Origin of the sequence: Curtobacterium sp. MWU13-2055 (genome assembly GCF_023242305.1) — a bacterium.
Classification (GTDB): Bacteria; Actinomycetota; Actinomycetes; order Actinomycetales; family Microbacteriaceae; genus Curtobacterium.
The window spans coordinates 181,238-199,228 of sequence record NZ_JALLIO010000005.1 but is presented as its reverse complement, the minus strand read 5'-3'; the positions used below and the strand labels follow the sequence as shown (position 1 = coordinate 199,228).

Sequence of the window (17,991 nt, the reverse complement as noted above, 5' to 3'; positions counted from 1 at the left end):
GCTCGGCGCCAGGCGCTCGGCGCCAGGCGCTCGGCGCCACGCGCTCGCTTCGTGAGCAGAAATGGTCGGGTCGCCACACGGCACCCGACCATTTCTGCTCACCAAGTGCGGCTCACACCGCCCAGCGCGCCGCCAACTCGTCCATGAGCGCATCGAGGCGCTCGTCGACGACCTGCTCCTCGGGGTGCGCTTCGAACCAGGCGATGACCTCACGCACACCCCGCCGGTAGGGCGTCCGCGGCCGGTACCACGGCACGAGCGACCGGACCTTGCTGTTGTCGAACACCGAGCTGTTCGCCTTGTCGCCGAGCAGCGCCGCACCCCACTCCGGGTCCACGGCGTTGATGGCGTCCGCCGGCACGTGCACGATCTGCAGGTCGGACACCCCCGCCGCCGCCGCGATCTCGTGCGCGATGGCGTTCCACGTCGGCGCCTCGTCGCTCGTGATCGTGAAGGCCTCACCGATCGCCGACGCGTTGTCGAGCAGCCCGGTGAACCCGACCGCGAAGTCACGGCTGTGCGTCAGCGTCCACAGCGACGTGCCGTCACCGGTGATGATGATCGGCTTGCCGGCGCGCATCCGCGCCACCGCAGTCCAGCCGCCGGTGAGCGGCAGCTTCGTCTCGTCGTAGGTGTGCGACGGCCGCACGATCGTCACCGGGAAGTCCTGCCCCCGGTACGCCTCCATGAGCAGGTCCTCGCACGCGATCTTGTCGCGCGAGTACTGCCAGTACGGGTTCTTCAGCGGCGTCGACTCCGTGATCGGCAGGTGCGTCGCCGGCGTCTGGTACGCCGAGGCCGAGCTGATGAACACGTACTGCCGCGTCCGTCCCGCGAAGAAGTCGATGTCGGCCTGCACCTGGTCTGCCGTGAAGGCGACCCAGTTCACCACCACGTCGAAGTGGCGGTCGCCGAGTGCGTCCGCCAGGGCGCTGCGGTCCGACACATCGGCCTGGAGGCGCGTCACACCCTCCGGGATCGGCCTGCCCCCGGTGGTCCCCCGGTTCAGGACCGTGACGTCGTGGCCCTGTTCGGTCGCCTCCCGCACACAGGAGGCGCTGATCACGCCGCTCCCGCCGATGAACAACACGCTCGCTCCGGTCATGGATGCTCCCTCGCTCTCCGCGGCGCAGCCCTGCGCCGTCGTCCCATGTGATCCTGCACCGTCCCGGCCGACTACCGTCACGGGTCGAGCCGCATCGACGCGGCCACGACAGGAGTGACACACACATGGAGTACCGCTACCTCGGCAACTCGGGCCTCAAGGTCTCCGAGATCACCTACGGCAACTGGCTCACCCACGCATCCCAGGTCGAGAACGACGCGGCCATCGCCTGCGTCAAGGCCGCCCTCGAGGTGGGCATCTCGACGTTCGACACCGCCGACGTCTACGCCAACACCGGCGCGGAAACCGTCCTCGGCGAAGCCCTCAAGGGGGAGCGTCGCCAGTCGCTCGAGATCGCCACCAAGGTGTTCGGGCCGACCGGGCCGAAGGGGCACAACGACACCGGGCTGTCCCGCAAGCACATCCTCGAGTCGATCGACGGCTCGCTCGGCCGCCTGCAGACCGACTACGTCGACCTGTACCAGGCGCACCGCTTCGACCACGAGACCCCGCTCGAGGAGACGATGCAGGCCTTCGCCGACATCGTGCGCCAGGGAAAGGTCCTGTACGTCGGCGTGAGCGAGTGGACCGCGGAGCAGCTCCGTGCCGGTGCCTCGCTGGCCAAGGACCTCGGGTTCCAGCTCATCTCGAACCAGCCGCAGTACTCGGCGCTGTGGCGGGTCATCGAAGAAGAGGTCGTGCCGACCTCGAAGGAGCTCGGCATCTCGCAGATCGTCTGGTCCCCGATCGCCCAGGGCGTGCTGACCGGCAAGTACAAGCCGGGTCAGCCGCTGCCCGAGGGCTCACGTGCCACCGACGACAAGGGCGGCGCGGACATGATCAAGCGGTTCATGCGCGACGAGGTGCTGTCCTCGGTGCAGGAGCTCGAGCCGATCGCGAAGGAGCTCGACCTGTCGATGGCACAGCTCGCCGTCGCCTGGGTACTGCAGAACGAGAACGTCGCGAGCGCCATCATCGGGGCGTCGCGTCCGGAGCAGGTGCGCGACAACGCCGGCGCTGCGGGTGTCACGATCCCGGCGGAGCTGCTGAGCCGGATCGACGATGCCCTCGGTGCCGTGGTCGAGCGTGACCCGGCGAAGACCAACGACAGCAGCCCGAAGACCCGCGAGGCCTAGCGCCGACCCGGGCCAGACGGCTCAGACAACGGAAAAGGCCCCCTGCCGAAGCAGGGGGCCTTCACCGGTGGCTGGACACGGCATCGATCCGTGGACCTTTCGATTTTCAGTCGAACGCTCTACCAACTGAGCTATCCAGCCGTGGCGACCCTGACGGGACTTGAACCCGCGACCTCCGCCGTGACAGGGCGGCACGCTAACCAGCTGCGCTACAGGGCCATGTTGAATTGCTGTGGTGTTGCTCAGTACTACTTGCTCGCTCACTCGGAGAGTGACCCCAACGGGATTCGAACCCGTGCTGCCGCCGTGAAAGGGCGGTGTCCTAGGCCACTAAACGATAGGGCCGCAAGTGGTGCTTCGCGCTACCGATGGACAAGCATACGGATGCCCCCGGGGCTTCGCAAATCGGGCCGCGTTCCCGCGGAATCCCCGGCGTGTCGCGCCCGCCCGGCACCGGGCGTCGAGGTTGCGGTGCGAGCATCGTCACCGGCTCCACGCCCCTCGTCCGAGGGGCTGTGGGGCTGCGACACCTGTTGTTACTGTTGCGTCTGTTAACAGTGTTACGTGCGTGAGCCTTGCCGCGCTGTTACGAAATCGAGATACATGTCGACCTCACCTTCGCTCTCCCTCCGCAACCGCAGCCGCCTCGTCGCCGCCGCGGTCGCTGTCGTGCTCGCCGGCAGCACCCTCGCGGTCCTCGCCCCGGCGACGTCGGCCAGTGCCGCGAGCTACCCGAGCTGGTCCGAGGTGCAGAAGGCCAAGTCCTCGACGAGTGCCCAGCAGGCGAAGGTCACCGAGATCAAGTCGCTCATCTCGACCCTGAAGTCCGAGGCCGCTGCGAAGCAGAAGGCCGCACAGGCCGCCGGCGAGGCCTACCAGGCTGCACAGAACAAGTACGACGAGGCGACCCTCGAGCAGAAGACGCTCCAGTCCCAGGCGGACGACGCCGAGCAGACCGCCGCACAGTCCGAGGAGCAGGCCGGTCAGCTCGCCGCGCAGCTCGGTCGGGCCAGCGCCAACGACGTGACGACCGACATCCTCACGCACCCCTCGGACTCCGGCGACCTGCTCTACGAGCTCGGCGCCATGTCGAAGCTCAGCGAGCAGGCCGACGGCATCTACTCGCAGGCGTCGCAGGACCGGGGCACCGCACAGGCGCAGGCCGACAAGGCGGACAAGGCCAAGGCGGCGCTGGGCGACCTCGCCGACGCGGCCCAGTCGAAGATGCAGCAGGCGCAGGGTGCTGCCGACGCGGCGCAGACCGCCGTCGACGCCCAGAACGACAACGAGTCGCGGCTCGAGGCCCAGCTGACCGCCCTCACCACGAAGCAGCGCGGTGTCGAGGCCGACTACCGCAAGGGCGTCGCCGCCGAGAAGGCCCGACAGGCCCGCATCGCCGCTGCTGCGGCCAAGGCAGCCGCGAAGGCCGCGGCCACGAGCCAGGGTGGTACCGGTGGCGGGACGGCCAACTCTGCCGGGTGGGTCCGTCCGGCCGGCGGCTTCCAGACCAGCGGCTACGGCATCCGCGTCGACCCGTACACGCACTACACGGCACTGCACGCCGGGGTCGACCTCGCTCCCGCCTGCTACGCCCCGATCTACGCGGCCCACGACGGCACCGTGACCTTCGCGGGCAACGGCGGCGGCTACGGCAACGAGGTCATCCTCGACAACGGCGGCGGCATCTCGACGGCCTACGGCCACATCGTCGACGGCGGGATCATGGTCGCCAGCGGCCAGCACGTCACCGCCGGGCAGCAGATCGCCAAGATCGGTTCGACCGGCTGGTCGACCGGGTGCCACCTCCACTTCGAGACCCGGATCAACGGTGCTGCCGTCGACCCGGTCCCCTTCATGGCAGCGCGGGGGATCTCGGTATGAGCATCAGCGCAGCCGGGATGTGTTGACCCCGCCATGACCCTGTCCGCTCGCTCGTTCTCCTGCGGGATCGCCACCGTCGCCGTGCTCGGCATCGGACTGTCGGTCGTCATCGCCGGACCCGCCCAGGCCGCGCCGTCGGCACCGTCCTGGGACGACGTCAAGGCCGCGAAGTCGGATGCCGCCGACGCGCAGCAGACGGTGGACGAGCTGAGCGACCGGTTGACCTCACTGCAGGCCGCCGCGGACCGCGCCGGCATCGTCGAGCAGCAGGCCGGGCAGGCGTACGCCCTCGCCGCCTCGCAGCAGCAGGAGGCGAAGGACACCCTCGCCGACCTGTCCGCGCAGTCGAAGCGGGCCAAGGGCAAGGCGGACGACTCCGCGGGCCAGGTGGCCGCGCTCGTCGTCGAGCTGTCCCGCACGGGCGGCGGCGACCTGTCGACGACGATGCTCACGGACGCCTCGGACTCCGGTGACCTGCTCTACCGGGTCGGCACGATGTCGCACCTGTCCGAGCGGTCGGCGACGATCCTCGCCCAGGCCCGCTCCGACCAGAAGACCGTGGACTCGCTCGCCGACCAGCAGTCCGTCGCCACGACGGCGCTGAGCAAGGCGACCGAGGCGACGAAGACCGCCTTCGCCACCGCCAACGACGTCTCCGCCGACGCCCAGGCCCGGGTGCAGAAGCAGCAGGACCAGCAGGACGAGGTCCTCCGCCAGCTCGCGTACCTCAAGGGCACGAGCGTCGCGACGGAGAGCGCGTACTGGAGTGCGCAGCAGGCCAAGGCGGCCGAGACCGCCCTGGCGGCCCAGACGAGCAGCAGCGGCACCGGCACGGCCAGCGGCAGCGGCGCGAGCGGCACCAGCACCGACAACGGCACCAGCGGCGGCACCAGCAACGGCAACACCTCGACCACCAACCCGAGCACCGGCGGCGGTAGCGGCACGACCACCCCGTCGCGCCCGAGCGCCCCGTCGAAGCCGAGCACGCCGGCGGCGCCGGCTCCGGCTCCTGCCCCGGCTCCCGCCAAGCCGAGCACGCCGACGCCGTCGAAGCCGAGCACCCCGGCGCCCAGCACTCCGGCACCCGCCCCGAGCAGCCCCTCGAAGGCCGCCGGTGCGATCTCGTACGCCCGCGGGCAGCTCGGCAAGCCCTACGTCCTCGGTGGTGCCGGCCCGAGCACCTGGGACTGCTCCGGTCTCGTGATGATGGCGTACAGCTCGCAGGGCATCGCGACCGGTGGGCACAACGTCGTCTGGCAGTACAACTACTTCGGCTCGATCGGTCGCCTCGTGCCGCTCTCGCAGCGCCAGCCCGGCGACATCCTCTTCTACTCGTCGAACGGAACCGCCTCCGGCGGTTACCACGACTCGATCTACACCGGCAACGGGATGATGGTCGAAGCGGCCCGACCGGGCGTCGGCGTGGTCGAGCGGGCGGTCTGGACGCCGAGCCAGCTCCTGCCGTACGTCGCCCGCCCGAGCGGTTCCCTGTAGCCCGCAGCCCGATCGTTCCCAGAACGGCTGCGGTAGCAAGCGGGATCGGGCATACCTGCCCGGATCAGAGCACCAGGTACGCCCGTTCCCACCAGGTACGCCCCCCGCACCGCCCGAACCCGCACCGCACCCCACGAACACAGAACGGCGCCCGCCCTCCGGATGGAGAGCGGGCGCCGTTCTGTGCCAGAGGAGCGTCAGTGACCAGCGGGCACGTAGGCCTTCTGGCCGGCCTGCACGATCGCCTCGGCCTCGGCGGCGTCGCCCCAGCCCTCGGCCTTGACCCACTTGTTCGGCTCGAGGTCCTTGTAGCGCTCGAAGAAGTGCGCGATCTCGGCCTTCGTCTGCTCGTCGACGTCCGAGATGTCCTGGATGTGCGTCCAGCGCGGGTCCTTCGCGGGGACCACGAGGACCTTCTCGTCCTTGCCGGCCTCGTCGCTCATCTTGAAGACGCCGACCGGACGGACCTTGACGCCCACACCGGGGAACGTCGGGAACTCGAGGAGCAGCAGCGCATCCACGGGGTCGCCGTCGTCAGCCAGGGTCTTCTCGAAGAAGCCGTAGTCGGTCGGGTAGACGAACGACGTGAACAGCACGCGGTCGAGGTAGACACGACCGGTCTCGTGGTCCACCTCGTACTTGTTGCGGCTGCCCTTGGGGATCTCGACGACGACGTCGTACGCGGCCATGTCTGTACTCCTGGTGTGTCGGTGGGGCTGTCGGTGGTCCCGAGAGCGCGGCTAACGTTACCGGGTGAACTCTCCGCGTCCCCGGCTGGACCCTGCCGTCGCCGAGACCCGCCTGGCGGTCCGCGACCTGCTCGCCACCGCGCTCGACGACGGCGTCGTCACCGCGGGTGACCTCGTGCTGGTCGCGCTGAGCGGCGGACCGGACTCGCTCGCGCTCGCCGCGGCCACCGCGTTCGAGGCGGGCAAGCAGGGGCTCCGAGCCGGGGCAGTGGTCGTCGACCACGCGCTCCAGGCGGGCTCCGAGGCGGTCGCGAGCCGCGCCTCCCGGCAGGCATCCGAGCTGGGTCTGGACCCGGTCGAGGTCCGCAGGGTCGCGGTCGGCTCCGACGGTGGTCCGGAGGGCGCCGCCCGGGAGGCCCGCCACGCGTCGATCGCCGCGGTCGCGTCCGCCACCGGGTCGCCTCTCGTGCTGTTGGGACACACCCTGGACGACCAGGCCGAGACGGTGCTGCTGGGCCTGCTGCGCGGCAGCGGGCCGGACAGTCTGTCGGGCATGCTGCCGCTCGCACGGCGCGACCAGGGGCCGGCCTACGGCCGCCCGCTGCTCACCGTGCGTCGGCACGCGACGCGGCAGGCGTGCGCCGCCGCCGGGCTGGCGCCGTGGCACGACCCGCAGAACGACGACCCCGCCTACGCCCGTGTCCGCGTGCGGAACACCCTCATGCCGGTGCTCGAGCGCGAACTCGGTGCCGGCGTGCCCGAGGCGCTGGCGCGGACGGCGGACCAGCTGCGCGAGGACTCTGCAGCACTCGACCACTTCGCCGAAGAGATGGCGGAGGACATCGCCGAGCACTCCGAGGCCGGCATCTCGCTGTCCGTCCGGGCGCTCGGGGCGAACCCGCCGGCGCTCCGGCAGCGACTCGTGCGCCTGGCGGTGGAGAGCGAGTTCGGGGTGACGCTGTCGCGCGTGCAGACGCTCGAGGTCTGCCGGCTCGTCACGGACTGGAGCGGACAGGGGCCGATCGACCTGCCGGGCGTCCGGGCGTCGCGATCCGGTGACCGCCTGTCGTTCAGTGCCGGTTAGGCTGGACCGGTGGAACTCTCCGACGTCCAGGCAGACCTGTCCGAAGTCCTCTTCACCCCCGAGCAGATCGACGACAAGCTCGCCGAACTCGCGGCGGTCGTCGACGCCGACTACGCGGGCCGCGACCCCCTGCTCGTCGGTGTCCTGAAGGGTGCCGTCATGGTGATGGCCGACTTCTCGCGGCACCTCAAGATGCAGGCGCGGATGGACTGGATGGCGGTGTCGTCGTACGGCTCCGGCACGAAGTCGTCCGGTGTGGTGCGGATCCTCAAGGACCTCGACACCGACCTGCACGGCCGCGACGTCCTCATCGTCGAGGACATCATCGACTCCGGTCTGACGCTGTCCTGGCTCAAGCAGAACCTGCAGTCCCGCGGTGCCGCGAGCGTCGAGATCGTCGCCCTGCTGCGCAAGCCCGAGGCCGCCAAGGTCGAGGTCGACGTCAAGTACGTGGGCTTCGACATCCCCGACGAGTTCGTGGTCGGCTACGGCCTCGACTACGACGAGCGCTACCGGAACCTGCGCGGTGTCGGCGTCCTGGCGCCGCACGTGTACTCGTAACCCGTCCAGGGGGTACTTGCCTCGGGTTGAGTTCGCCCGCAGAGGACACCCATTCTCGCCACAGAATCGCGGCCGTATGCTGACCTGCACGCAACTTCGGCAGAGAAAGGTGTCGGGCACTCGCGCCCGGATCACATGAACTTCAAGCGCATCTTCCGCGGCCCGTACCTCTACGTGCTGATCGCGCTGGCGGGCATCTTCATCGGCTGGAGCGTCATCAGCCAGGGCAGCACGACCGAGGTCAGCACCCAGAAGGGCCTCGAGCAGCTCGCCGACGGCAAGATCTCCTCCGTCATCGTCAACTCCACCGAGCAGCGGGTCGACATGATCACCCGCGACGGCGACAAGCAGGAGCAGTTCTACTACTCCACGCCCCGTGGCGAAGAGGTCATCCAGGCCGTCAACGACGCCAACCTGCCCAAGGGCTACGACGACCACGTGAACACGGGCAACTGGTTCCTGTCGCTCCTCGGCGTCCTGCTCCCCTTCCTGATCATCGGTGCACTGTTCTGGTTCCTGCTCTCGAGCGCCCAGGGCGGCGGCTCGAAGGTCATGCAGTTCGGCAAGTCGAAGGCCAAGATCAACAACAAGGAGAACCCGCAGGTGTCGTTCGCCGACGTCGCGGGCTCCGACGAGGCGATCGAGGAGCTCCACGAGATCAAGGAGTTCCTGAAGGAGCCGGCGAAGTTCCAGGCCGTCGGCGCCAAGATCCCGAAGGGCGTGCTGCTGTACGGCCCTCCCGGAACCGGCAAGACCCTGCTCGCCCGCGCCGTCGCCGGCGAAGCGGGGGTGCCGTTCTACTCGATCTCCGGTTCGGACTTCGTCGAGATGTTCGTCGGTGTCGGTGCGAGCCGTGTCCGTGACCTCTTCGAGCAGGCCAAGGCGAACTCGCCGGCCATCGTCTTCATCGACGAGATCGACGCCGTCGGTCGTCACCGTGGTGCCGGCATCGGCGGCGGCAACGACGAGCGCGAGCAGACGCTCAACCAGCTGCTCGTCGAGATGGACGGCTTCGACGGCAAGACGAACGTCATCCTCATCGCCGCGACGAACCGTCCCGACGTGCTCGACCCCGCGCTCCTGCGTCCGGGCCGCTTCGACCGTCAGATCGGTGTCGACGCCCCGGGCATGGCCGGCCGCAAGCAGATCCTCGAGGTGCACGCGAAGGGCAAGCCGCTCGCCGCGAGCGTCGACCTGGAGCTGCTCGCCCGCAAGACGCCGGGCTTCACCGGCGCCGACCTGGCGAACGTCCTGAACGAGGCCGCGCTGCTCACCGCCCGGTCGAACGCGCAGCTCATCGACAACCGCGCGCTGGACGAGGCCGTCGACCGCGTCATGGCGGGCCCGCAGCGTCGGACCCGGATCATGTCCGACCAGGAACGCCTGATCACCGCGTACCACGAGGGCGGCCACGCCCTGGCGGCAGCGGCGATGCGGCACACCGACCCGGTCACCAAGATCACGATCCTGCCGCGTGGCCGTGCCCTCGGGTACACGATGGTGCTCCCGCTCGAAGACAAGTACTCGGTCACCCGCAACGAGCTGCTCGACCAGCTCACCTACGCAATGGGTGGACGCGTCGCCGAGGAGATCGTGTTCCACGACCCCACCACCGGCGCCTCGAACGACATCGAGAAGGCCACCGGCACCGCCCGCAAGATGGTCACCGAGTACGGCATGAGCCAGGCCGTCGGATCCGTCAAGCTCGGTTCCGGGTCGAGCGAGCCGTTCGTCGGCCGTGACATGAGCGGTGGGACCGGGCGCGACTACTCGGAGAACATCGCGCAGACCGTCGACGCCGAGACCCGTGCGCTGCTCGAGGCCGCGCACAACGAGGCCTACCAGGTGCTCAACGACAACCGCGACATCCTCGACCGCCTGGCCGGTGAGCTCCTCGAGAAGGAGACGCTCGACGCCCCGGAGCTCGTGGAGATCTTCAAGGACGTCCGCAAGCTGCCGGAGCGCCCGCAGTGGCTCTCCAGCGACAAGCGTCCGGTGAGCAACCTGCCCGCGATCGACGTGCCAGGGCAGGCCGCCGCCACCGCAGCGGACCAGTCGGACAGCGAGTCGACCTCGAAGCCCCGTCGTCGCCCCTTCGGCAACCCGGGTATCGCCCCGGCGTAGGGGGCCGGCATGACCGACCTGCCGACGAGACGTGCTCGTCGGCTCGACACCCGCGGCGGTCCGACACCGGACCGCACGCGGGTGTTGGGCATCCTCAACGTGACGCCCGACTCGTTCAGCGACGGCGGGCTGCACCAGGCCTACGACGCCGCCGTGCAGCACGCGCGTGACCTCGTCGCCGCGGGTGCCGACCTCATCGACGTCGGTGGGGAGTCGACGCGGCCGGGCTCGGAGCGCGTGCCGGTGCCGGTCGAGCAGGAGCGCGTCCTGCCGGTCGTCCGGCAGCTCGTCGCCGAGGGCATCCCGGTGAGCGTCGACACGATGAACGCCTCGACCGCCGAACGGGCCGTCGAACTCGGCGCCGCGATCGTCAACGACGTGTCCGGCGGCCTGGCGGACCCGGACATGGCCCGCGTGGTCGCGTCGACCGGGGCCGGGTTCGTGGTCATGCACTGGCGTGGCCACAGCGACCGGATGTACCGCAACGCCGAGTACGTGCACGCCGTCGACGAGGTCCGTCGCGAGGTCGAGATGCGGGTCGCCGAGCTCATCGTCCTCGGGGTGCGCCAGGAGCAGGTCGTGATCGACCCGGGCCTCGGCTTCGCCAAGCAGGGCGTGCAGAACTGGGAGATCCTGGCCGGCTACGAGCGGTTCGCCTCGATCGGCCTGCCGGTGCTCGTCGCCGCATCACGCAAGCGGTTCCTGGACGGAGTGGGCAGCCCCGAGGGCGCCCCGCCGAAGGACCGCGACCTCGCCACCGCCGCCATCAGCCTGCTCGCCGCCGAACGCGGCGCGTGGGGGGTGCGCGTGCACGACCCGGCACCGACCCGTGCCGTGCTCGACGTCTGGGACGCCTGGAGGGCAGCTCGCTCGTGAACGACACCATCCGCCTCGTCGGGGTCCGCGCCCGCGGCCACCACGGGGTCTTCGACCACGAACGAGCCGACGGTCAGGACTTCGTCGTCGACGTCGCCGTGGAGCTCGACGCCCGCGCGGCCTCGGGCAGCGACGACCTCGACGCCACCGTGCACTACGGCGTGCTCGCCGAGCAGGTCGTCGCCGAGATCGAACGCGACCCGGTGGACCTGATCGAGACCCTCGCGGAGCGCATCGCGGCCTCGGTGCTCACCCACCGTGCGGCCCTGGCGACCGAGGTCACCGTGCACAAGCCGCAGGCACCCATCACCGTGCCGTTCACGGACGTCTCGATCACCATCCGCCGTGCCCGCGGGGCGACCGTGCCGGACGAGGAAGAAGAGTGAGCCGCGTCGTCGTCGCGCTCGGCGCCAACCTCGGCGACCGGGGGAGCACCCTCCGCGCCGCCGCCCGAGCGGTCGCCGCGCTGCCCGGGGTCCACCCGGTGGCGTCGAGCCACGAGGTCGAGTCCGTCGCCGTCACCCTGGACGGCCGCGACGACACCAAACCGCGGTACCGCAACGCCGTCGTGGTCGTCGACACCGACCTCGAGCCGCAGGCGTTCCTCGACGCGCTGCACGGCATCGAGGACGAGCACGGCCGCACCCGCGACGTCCGCTGGGGCGACCGGACCCTCGACCTCGACGTCGTCGCCGTCGACGACCTGCGCATCGACACCGCCACGCTCACCGTCCCGCACCCCCGTGCCGCCGAGCGCGCGTTCGTGCTCGCACCGTGGCTCGACGCCGACCCCGCGGCCGTACTGCCCGGCGCCGGACCGGTGGCCGACCTGCTCGCCGCAGTCGGGGACGACACCGAGCGCGTCGACGAGCCGCGCCTGTTCGCGGACGTACCCCGCGCCTCCCGGGCCACCGCCGAAGGGAACGTGACCCAGCCGTGAAGCCGACCCGTCTCTCCACCCTGTTCAGCATCGCCGTCGTGACCGCGGTGGCGGGCTTCGCGTTCGACGCGGTGCTCGCGTCGCGACAGTCGCCGACGCTGCTGCTCGCCGTGCCGCTCGGCATCACGCTCGCCTTCATCGGCGTCGCCGTCGTGCTCATGGCGCGTCCTGTCCGCCGGCACGCCCGCGAGGGCGCGGGCCGGCAGCGCCCGGTCGACCCGCTCTACGCCACGCGCGTGGTGGTGCTGGCGAAGGCCTCGAGCATCTGCGGCGTCCTGTTCGGCGGCTTCGCGATCGGGCTGGTCGTGTACCTCCTGACCCGCTCGGTGACGCCTTCGCTAGGCTCGACCCTGCCGAACGTGGTCGTCGTCGGGGGCGGGATCGTGCTGACGGTCTGCGCACTCGTGGCAGAGCGCATGTGCATCGCTCCTCCGAGCGACGACGACGAGCCGGGCGACCCCCGGAACGGCACGACGGCGAACTGACCCGAGCGCACCCCGCACGACGGCGAACTGACCCGAGCACACCCACTGGAGGCCCGCGATGGCGCGTGAACGACTCGACGAGCCGGGCCTCGGCCTGACCGGCATCGACTGGACCAGGGTGTCCGCGAAGCTCGTGTGGACCGAACTCATCACGACCCTGGTGATCGGCCTCGTGGTGACCGCCGGCCTGGTCCTGATCGGGATCGTGAACGACGGCTTCGGCTCGGGCGCCGGCACGGTCTGGCTGCTCGTCGGCATCGTGGTGCTCGTCATCACGCTCGTCACCGCGGCGCTGACGCCCCGCCGGGTCCGTGCGATCGGCTACGCCCTGCGCGACGACGACCTGGTGGTCCGCCGCGGCCTGATGTGGCAGCGCTTCACGGCGGTGCCGTACGGGCGCATGCAGCTCGTCGACGTGGCGCGCGGTCCGCTCGACCGGGCGCTCGGCATGAGCGAGCTGAAGTTCGTGACCGCCGCGGCCGCCACGAACGTCCGCATCCCCGGCATCCCCGCGACCGACGCCGACGAACTGCGCGACCGGCTCGTCGAGCTCGCCGAGTCCCGCCGCGCCGGGCTGTAGGGGGTCGCGGTGACCTTCCGACCCGGCCCGCCGCCGCCCGCCCCGCCCACGCGCGGGAACGCCGCTGCCGCAGCGCCACTGACCGACGGCGAGTGGCACCGCCTGCACCCGCTGACCCCGTTGCTCAAGGGCGGGATCTTCCTGATCGTCATCCTCGGCTACGTGCTGAACAGCCTGCGCGACCAGCTCGTCGAGTTCTTCATCCCCGGCGGCGAGCAGCAGGACGGCGACCCCGTCCGCTACGTCTACGAGCACGGCGTCGTCGGCTGGGTGCTGCTCGGTGTCGCGGTGTTCCTGCTCGTGCTGATCGGGCTCTTCTACCTGTCCTGGCGGATGCACGAGTTCCGGGTCACCGGCGAGATCGTCGAGGTCCGCTCGGGCGTGCTGTTCCGGAACCACCGCAAGGCCCGGCTCGACCGGATCCAGGGCATCAACATCTCGCGTCCGCTCATCCCGCGGGTGTTCGGCACGGCGAAGCTCGAGATCGCCCAGGCTGGCAACGATGCCAACGTGCAGCTCGCGTACCTCGGGGTGAAGGCCGCCGACGACCTGCGGCTGCGCATCCTCGTGCTCGCCTCGGGTGCGAAGGACGACGACCGTGGCAGTGGTCCGGCGCGCGGGTCGAACGGTGTGCTGCAGGACCGCGTCGACGAGATGTTCTCGCCCGAGCTCGACGCTGCCGCGGTGCAGGCCACCCGGATCGTCAAGGTGAAGCCCGGCCGGCTGATCGCGTCGATGCTGCTCTCCGGCACCACCGTCTTCATCCTGCTGGCCGTGGCGGCGATGATCGTCAGCGTCGCGCTCACCGGCGAGTACGGGATCCTGTTCGGCCTGTTCCCCGCCGTGATCGGTGCGGGCAGCTACTACGTCCGCAAGTTCTCGCGGTCGCTGCAGTACACGATCGCCGAGACCCGCGACGGCATCCGGATCGGGTTCGGCCTCGTGTCGACCTCCAACGAGACACTGCCCCCCGGCCGCATCCACGCCGTGAGCGTCGCGCAGCCGCTGCTCTGGCGCCCGTTCGGCTGGTGGGACGTCCGGATCAACCGGGCGACGAACGCGGGCAACGGGGCGTCGAGCAACCAGCAGGCCTCCGCCATCGTGCTGCCCGTCGGCACCGCGGCCGACGTCCGCGAGGTCCTCGACATCATCCTGCCCGGCCTGGTCGGCACCGTCGTCGCGGGCCCCGAGGCCTCGCAGGAGGCCCTGCGGGAAGGCTCCGCCGAGGCCGTCAGCGTCGTCGACGACAGCCTCACCACGAGCGGCGACCAGGGCGGCTTCGTGCACTCCCCGCGCCGCGGCGCCTGGCTCCGGCCGTTCGCGTTCCGGCGCAACGGGTACCGGTTCGTGCAGGGCGCGGTGCTGCTCCGGCTCGGTGCCGTCTGGCGATCGCTCGTCATCGTGCCGCTGCCCCGGGTGCAGAGCGTCAAGGTCGAGCAGGGTCCGCTCGAGCGTGCCCTGCGGCTCGCCGCCGTCCACGTGCACACCGTCGCCGGGCCCGTCTCGGCCCGCGTCGGTGCGCTCGACGCGCGGGACGCGCAGCGTCTGTGGTCCGAGACCACCCAGCGCGCCGTCGAGGCCGCTGCGGTCGACACGTCCCACCGGTGGCGCGAACGGGAGGCCCGTCCCGAGTCCGCCAGGCACGCTGCGGACGTTCCGTGGCCCGGGACCGGAGCCCCTGCCGGACCCGACGGCGACCACCGGCCCGGCACCGTGCCTCCCGGACCGGGGTGGAGCGACGTCCCGCCCACCGGGGCCGTCCGATGAGGGCCGGGCGCCTCGGCGTCGGCGTCGTCGGTGCCGGACGGGTCGGACCCGTGCTCGGCGCCGCACTCGCGAACGCGGAGCACGCGGTCGTCGGGGTGACCGCCGTGTCCGCCGAGAGCCGTGACCGTGCCGAGGCGATGCTGCCCGGCGCTCCCGTGCTCGCGACGCCGGACCTGGTCGAGCGGAGCGAACTCGTGCTGCTCGCGGTGCCGGACGACCAGCTGGCCTCGCTCGTGCAGGGCCTGGCGGACGCCGGCATCTGGCAGCCCGGACAGCTCGTCGTGCACACCAGCCCGGACCACGGCGTCGGCATCCTCGCTCCCGCGATGGCGGCCGGCGCGATCCCGCTCGCCATCCACCCCGCGATGGCGTTCACCGGCACCAGCGTCGACCTGTCGCGGCTCCGTGACGCCTACTGCGCGGTCACCGCTCCCTCGCCCGTGCTGCCCATCGCGCAGGCCCTGGTGGTCGAGATGGGCGCCGAGCCGTTCGTCATCGCCGAGGGGGACCGGCCGGCCTACGCCGACGCCGTCCGCGCCGCCGTGAGCTTCTCGACGGCGATCGTGGACCAGTCGGCGGGCACGCTCTCCGGCATCGGTGTGGACCACCCCGGCCGGGTGCTCGGTGCGCTCGTCCGCTCCGCCGTCGACAACGCACTGACGGCCGCCGACGGGCAGTCCACGCTGTAGGGGCATGGCGGTCGGTCACGACTCCCCGCTCAGTTCCGCCGAGTGGTCACGAGCCGTCGGCCCGCAGCGCTCCGGCCGACGGAACGTGACCGGTCGGCGCCGCGCCGGCGGGGAGTCGTGACCAGTCGAGAGGACCCGCCCGGGCACGGTTCGGGGGCGGGCTCGCGGCGCGGGTAGCATTTCCCCGACCCCCACGACCATCGGAGCCGCACCCGCATGACCGACGAGACCGCCACCACCGACACCGCGATCGCCGACGCCGCCGCACTGGCCGAGCAGGAGACCAGCGAGCAGCGACAGGTCCGGCTCGACAAGCGGGCGAAGCTGCTCGAGTCCGGCATCGAGGCGTACCCCGCCGAGCTCCCGATCACGACGACGATCCCGGCGGTCCGCGACCAGTACGCGCACCTCGAGACCGGCGAGGAGACGCAGGATGTCGTCGGTGTCGCCGGCCGCATCGTGTTCTCGCGCAACACCGGCAAGCTCTGCTTCGCGTCGCTGCAGTCCGGCGACGGGTCCCGCATCCAGGCGATGGTGTCCCTGGCCGAGGTCGGAGACGAGTCCCTTGCTCGCTGGAAGGAGTTCGTCGACCTCGGCGACCACGTGTTCGTGCACGGCCGTGTGATCTCCTCGCGCCGCGGTGAGCTGTCGATCATGGTCGACGAGTGGGCGATCGCGGCGAAGGCGATCCTGCCGCTGCCGAACCTGCACAACGAGCTGAACGAGGAGACGCGGGTCCGCCAGCGCTACCTCGACCTCATCGTCCGCGACGAAGCACGCGCCACCGTCCGCGCCCGCGCCGCCGTGATGTCCTCGCTCCGCCAGACCTTCACCGAGCACGAGTACCTCGAGGTCGAGACGCCGATGCTGCAGACCCAGCACGGTGGCGCCTCGGCTCGGCCGTTCGTGACCCACTCGAACGCGTTCGACACCGAGCTCTTCCTGCGCATCGCGCCCGAGCTCTTCCTGAAGCGCGCGGTCGTCGGCGGCATCGACCGGGTGTTCGAGATCAACCGGAACTTCCGCAACGAGGGTGCCGACTCGTCGCACTCGCCCGAGTTCGCGATGGTCGAGGCGTACCAGGCGTACGGCAACTACGAGCAGATGGCCGACCTGACGCAGGAGCTCGTGCAGCGCGCTGCGCGGGCCGTGACCGGCGGCTCGCTCGAGGTCACCCTGCCCGACGGCAGCACGTACGACCTCGGCGGCGAGTGGCCGCGCATCGACATGTACGGCTCGCTGTCCGAGGCAGCCGGTCGCGAGATCACCCCGGAGACCCCACTGTCCGAGCTGCAGGAGCTCGCCGCTGCCGAGGGCGTCGAGGTCGCGCACGCCACGCACGGCAAGTACGTCGAAGAGCTCTGGGAGCACTTCGTGATCGACTCGCTCGACCGCCCGACGTTCGTGATGAACTTCCCGGTCGACACCTCGCCGCTCACCCGCGAGCACCGCACCCGACCGGGCATCGTCGAGAAGTGGGACCTGTACGTCCGCGGCTTCGAGCTCGCGACGGCGTACTCCGAGCTCGTCGACCCGGTCGTGCAGCGGGAGCGCTTCGTCGAGCAGGCGAAGCTCGCAGCCGGCGGCGACCCCGAGGCGATGCGCGTCGACGAGGAGTTCCTGCGGGCTCTCGAGCACGCGATGCCGCCGTCGGGTGGTATGGGCATGGGCGTCGACCGCCTGCTCATGGCGATCACCGGCCTCGGCATCCGCGAGACGATCCTCTTCCCCCTGGTGAAGTAAGTCCCGGTTCCCCGGGGTACGATGCTCCGGTGCCGCATGGAGTCGTGACCGGGATCATCTTCGCCCTGACGCCGACCATCGTCGTCGGCCTCATCTTCTGGTTCGTGATGCGCGCCATCATGCGGGCCGACCGCACCGAGCGTGCCGCGTACGCCAAGGTCGAGGCCGAGGAGCGTGCCCGGTTCGAGCGGGAGCACGGCGTCCCCGCGCCGGCACCGGCCTCGGCCGAGTAGCGCCGCCCGACCCAGTCCTGTCCGAAGGCCGTCGCCCCATCGTGGGCGGCGGCCTTCGACGTCCGCGCCCCCTCAACGTCCGCGCCCCCTCGACGGCTGTGCCCGCTCGACGGCTGTGCGCCCTCGACCGGTCACGCGCCGTTCACCTCGCCGTCGCGCGCCGGGGTGAGCATCGTCCGCATGGCAACCACACATCCCTTCACGGGTCGCAGCCTCGTCGGTGACATCGAGAGCGAGTACGACGAGTTCGACCGAGACGCCGACCTCGAGGCGTCCAAGCGCCGGGACGGGTGGCTCGAACCCTCCTGGTGACCCCCACCCACTCGGTTTTCGGGGTACGACCACCGGATCGCATCGATCCGGCCGGACGTACCCCTTTTGCATGTCCGGAAGGCGCGGCGGTGCGGGGTACAGGTTCGGAAACGCGTGAGAAACACTCCTGCAACGCCGGAAACATCACGTCACACCCTTGATCCGCGGCAGTTCGGGGGACCACACTGGCAGCATCGCTGTACCCCACGGGGGACGGTTTCGATGACGAAGCACGGAGATGCCTGAGAATCATTCCGATCGGTTTGTGGGGTACACCTCCGGACCGCTTTAC

18 protein-coding genes and 3 tRNA genes are annotated in these 17,991 nt (G+C 70.7%); 16 read left to right on the top strand and 5 right to left on the bottom strand.

Translation table 11 applies throughout. The features are described 5' to 3' along the window. Positions 1-112: 112 nt before the first annotated feature. Positions 113-1,105 carry an SDR family oxidoreductase gene (locus M4960_RS12625; RefSeq protein ID WP_248704420.1) on the bottom strand — a complete coding sequence of 331 codons (993 nt, stop codon included), beginning with the start codon at positions 1,103-1,105 and terminating at the stop codon, positions 113-115. Between the two features lie 125 nt (positions 1,106-1,230). Here M4960_RS12625 and M4960_RS12620 point away from each other — a divergent pair, with 125 nt between their 5' ends. Beyond that, positions 1,231-2,241 carry an aldo/keto reductase family protein gene (locus M4960_RS12620; protein ID WP_248704419.1) on the top strand — a complete coding sequence of 337 codons (1,011 nt, stop codon included), beginning with the start codon at positions 1,231-1,233 and terminating at the stop codon, positions 2,239-2,241. Between the two features lie 68 nt (positions 2,242-2,309). Here M4960_RS12620 and M4960_RS12615 read toward each other — a convergent pair. From M4960_RS12615 to M4960_RS12605, 3 genes are all read right to left on the bottom strand, one after another. Beyond that, positions 2,310-2,382: transfer RNA gene (locus M4960_RS12615), tRNA-Phe, on the bottom strand. A 1-nt stretch (position 2,383) separates the two neighbouring features. Continuing rightward, positions 2,384-2,460: transfer RNA gene (locus M4960_RS12610), tRNA-Asp, on the bottom strand. Positions 2,461-2,513: 53 nt separating this feature from the next. Further along, positions 2,514-2,586, bottom strand: a tRNA-Glu gene (locus M4960_RS12605). Between the two features lie 258 nt (positions 2,587-2,844). Here M4960_RS12605 and M4960_RS12600 point away from each other — a divergent pair. Both M4960_RS12600 and M4960_RS12595 read left to right on the top strand, forming a co-directional pair. Continuing rightward, on the top strand, positions 2,845-4,122 hold the full coding sequence (locus M4960_RS12600) for a M23 family metallopeptidase (protein ID WP_123294538.1): 1,278 nt from the start codon (positions 2,845-2,847) through the stop codon (positions 4,120-4,122). A gap of 33 nt (positions 4,123-4,155) precedes the next feature. Then, entirely contained in the window at positions 4,156-5,616 is a 1,461-nt protein-coding gene (locus M4960_RS12595; protein ID WP_248704418.1) for an NlpC/P60 family protein, read from the top strand. A 197-nt stretch (positions 5,617-5,813) separates the two neighbouring features. On the opposite strand, the gene M4960_RS12590 is transcribed toward M4960_RS12595, so the two are convergent. After that, complete coding sequence (locus M4960_RS12590) at positions 5,814-6,305, bottom strand: inorganic diphosphatase (protein ID WP_123294540.1); 492 nt, start codon at positions 6,303-6,305, stop codon at positions 5,814-5,816. Between the two features lie 64 nt (positions 6,306-6,369). Here M4960_RS12590 and tilS point away from each other — a divergent pair, with 64 nt between their 5' ends. The 13 genes from tilS (at position 6,370) to M4960_RS19420 (ending at position 17,699) form a co-directional block, all read left to right on the top strand. Further along, a complete protein-coding gene (gene tilS, locus M4960_RS12585; RefSeq protein WP_123294541.1) occupies positions 6,370-7,389 on the top strand; it encodes a tRNA lysidine(34) synthetase TilS in 1,020 nt (339 codons plus the stop codon). 9 nt (positions 7,390-7,398) lie between these two features. Further along, on the top strand, positions 7,399-7,950 hold the full coding sequence (hpt, locus tag M4960_RS12580; RefSeq protein WP_111086933.1) for a hypoxanthine phosphoribosyltransferase: 552 nt from the start codon (positions 7,399-7,401) through the stop codon (positions 7,948-7,950). Between the two features lie 135 nt (positions 7,951-8,085). Next, positions 8,086-10,074 carry an ATP-dependent zinc metalloprotease FtsH gene (gene ftsH / locus M4960_RS12575; protein WP_123294542.1) on the top strand — a complete coding sequence of 663 codons (1,989 nt, stop codon included), beginning with the start codon at positions 8,086-8,088 and terminating at the stop codon, positions 10,072-10,074. Between the two features lie 9 nt (positions 10,075-10,083). Beyond that, positions 10,084-10,950, top strand: coding sequence for a dihydropteroate synthase (gene folP / locus M4960_RS12570; protein WP_208320996.1), 867 nt, complete (start codon positions 10,084-10,086; stop codon positions 10,948-10,950). Further along, entirely contained in the window at positions 10,947-11,336 is a 390-nt protein-coding gene (gene folB, locus M4960_RS12565; protein WP_248704417.1) for a dihydroneopterin aldolase, read from the top strand. The genes folP and folB overlap by 4 nt, the downstream gene beginning before the upstream one ends. Then, positions 11,333-11,890: a 2-amino-4-hydroxy-6-hydroxymethyldihydropteridine diphosphokinase gene (gene folK, locus M4960_RS12560; protein WP_248704416.1), complete on the top strand. Its 558-nt coding sequence runs from the start codon at positions 11,333-11,335 to the stop codon at positions 11,888-11,890. The genes folB and folK overlap by 4 nt, the downstream gene beginning before the upstream one ends. After that, positions 11,887-12,375, top strand: coding sequence for a DUF3180 domain-containing protein (locus M4960_RS12555; RefSeq protein ID WP_248704415.1), 489 nt, complete (start codon positions 11,887-11,889; stop codon positions 12,373-12,375). Before folK ends, M4960_RS12555 begins: the two co-directional genes overlap by 4 nt. Positions 12,376-12,433: 58 nt before the next feature. Next, positions 12,434-12,955 (top strand): PH domain-containing protein, encoded by a 522-nt coding sequence (locus M4960_RS12550; protein ID WP_248704414.1) that lies wholly within the window; start codon positions 12,434-12,436, stop codon positions 12,953-12,955. Positions 12,956-12,964: 9 nt separating this feature from the next. Continuing rightward, complete coding sequence (locus tag M4960_RS12545; protein WP_248704413.1) at positions 12,965-14,722, top strand: PH domain-containing protein; 1,758 nt, start codon at positions 12,965-12,967, stop codon at positions 14,720-14,722. After that, positions 14,719-15,411 (top strand): Rossmann-like and DUF2520 domain-containing protein, encoded by a 693-nt coding sequence (locus M4960_RS12540; RefSeq protein ID WP_165901135.1) that lies wholly within the window; start codon positions 14,719-14,721, stop codon positions 15,409-15,411. The genes M4960_RS12545 and M4960_RS12540 overlap by 4 nt, the downstream gene beginning before the upstream one ends. Before the next feature lie 216 nt (positions 15,412-15,627). Then, positions 15,628-17,154, top strand: coding sequence for a lysine--tRNA ligase (lysS, locus tag M4960_RS12535; RefSeq protein WP_131922009.1), 1,527 nt, complete (start codon positions 15,628-15,630; stop codon positions 17,152-17,154). Between the two features lie 29 nt (positions 17,155-17,183). Continuing rightward, complete coding sequence (locus tag M4960_RS12530; protein ID WP_111086942.1) at positions 17,184-17,387, top strand: hypothetical protein; 204 nt, start codon at positions 17,184-17,186, stop codon at positions 17,385-17,387. A gap of 180 nt (positions 17,388-17,567) precedes the next feature. After that, a complete protein-coding gene (locus M4960_RS19420; protein ID WP_258373406.1) occupies positions 17,568-17,699 on the top strand; it encodes a hypothetical protein in 132 nt (43 codons plus the stop codon). Positions 17,700-17,991: the final 292 nt, after the last annotated feature.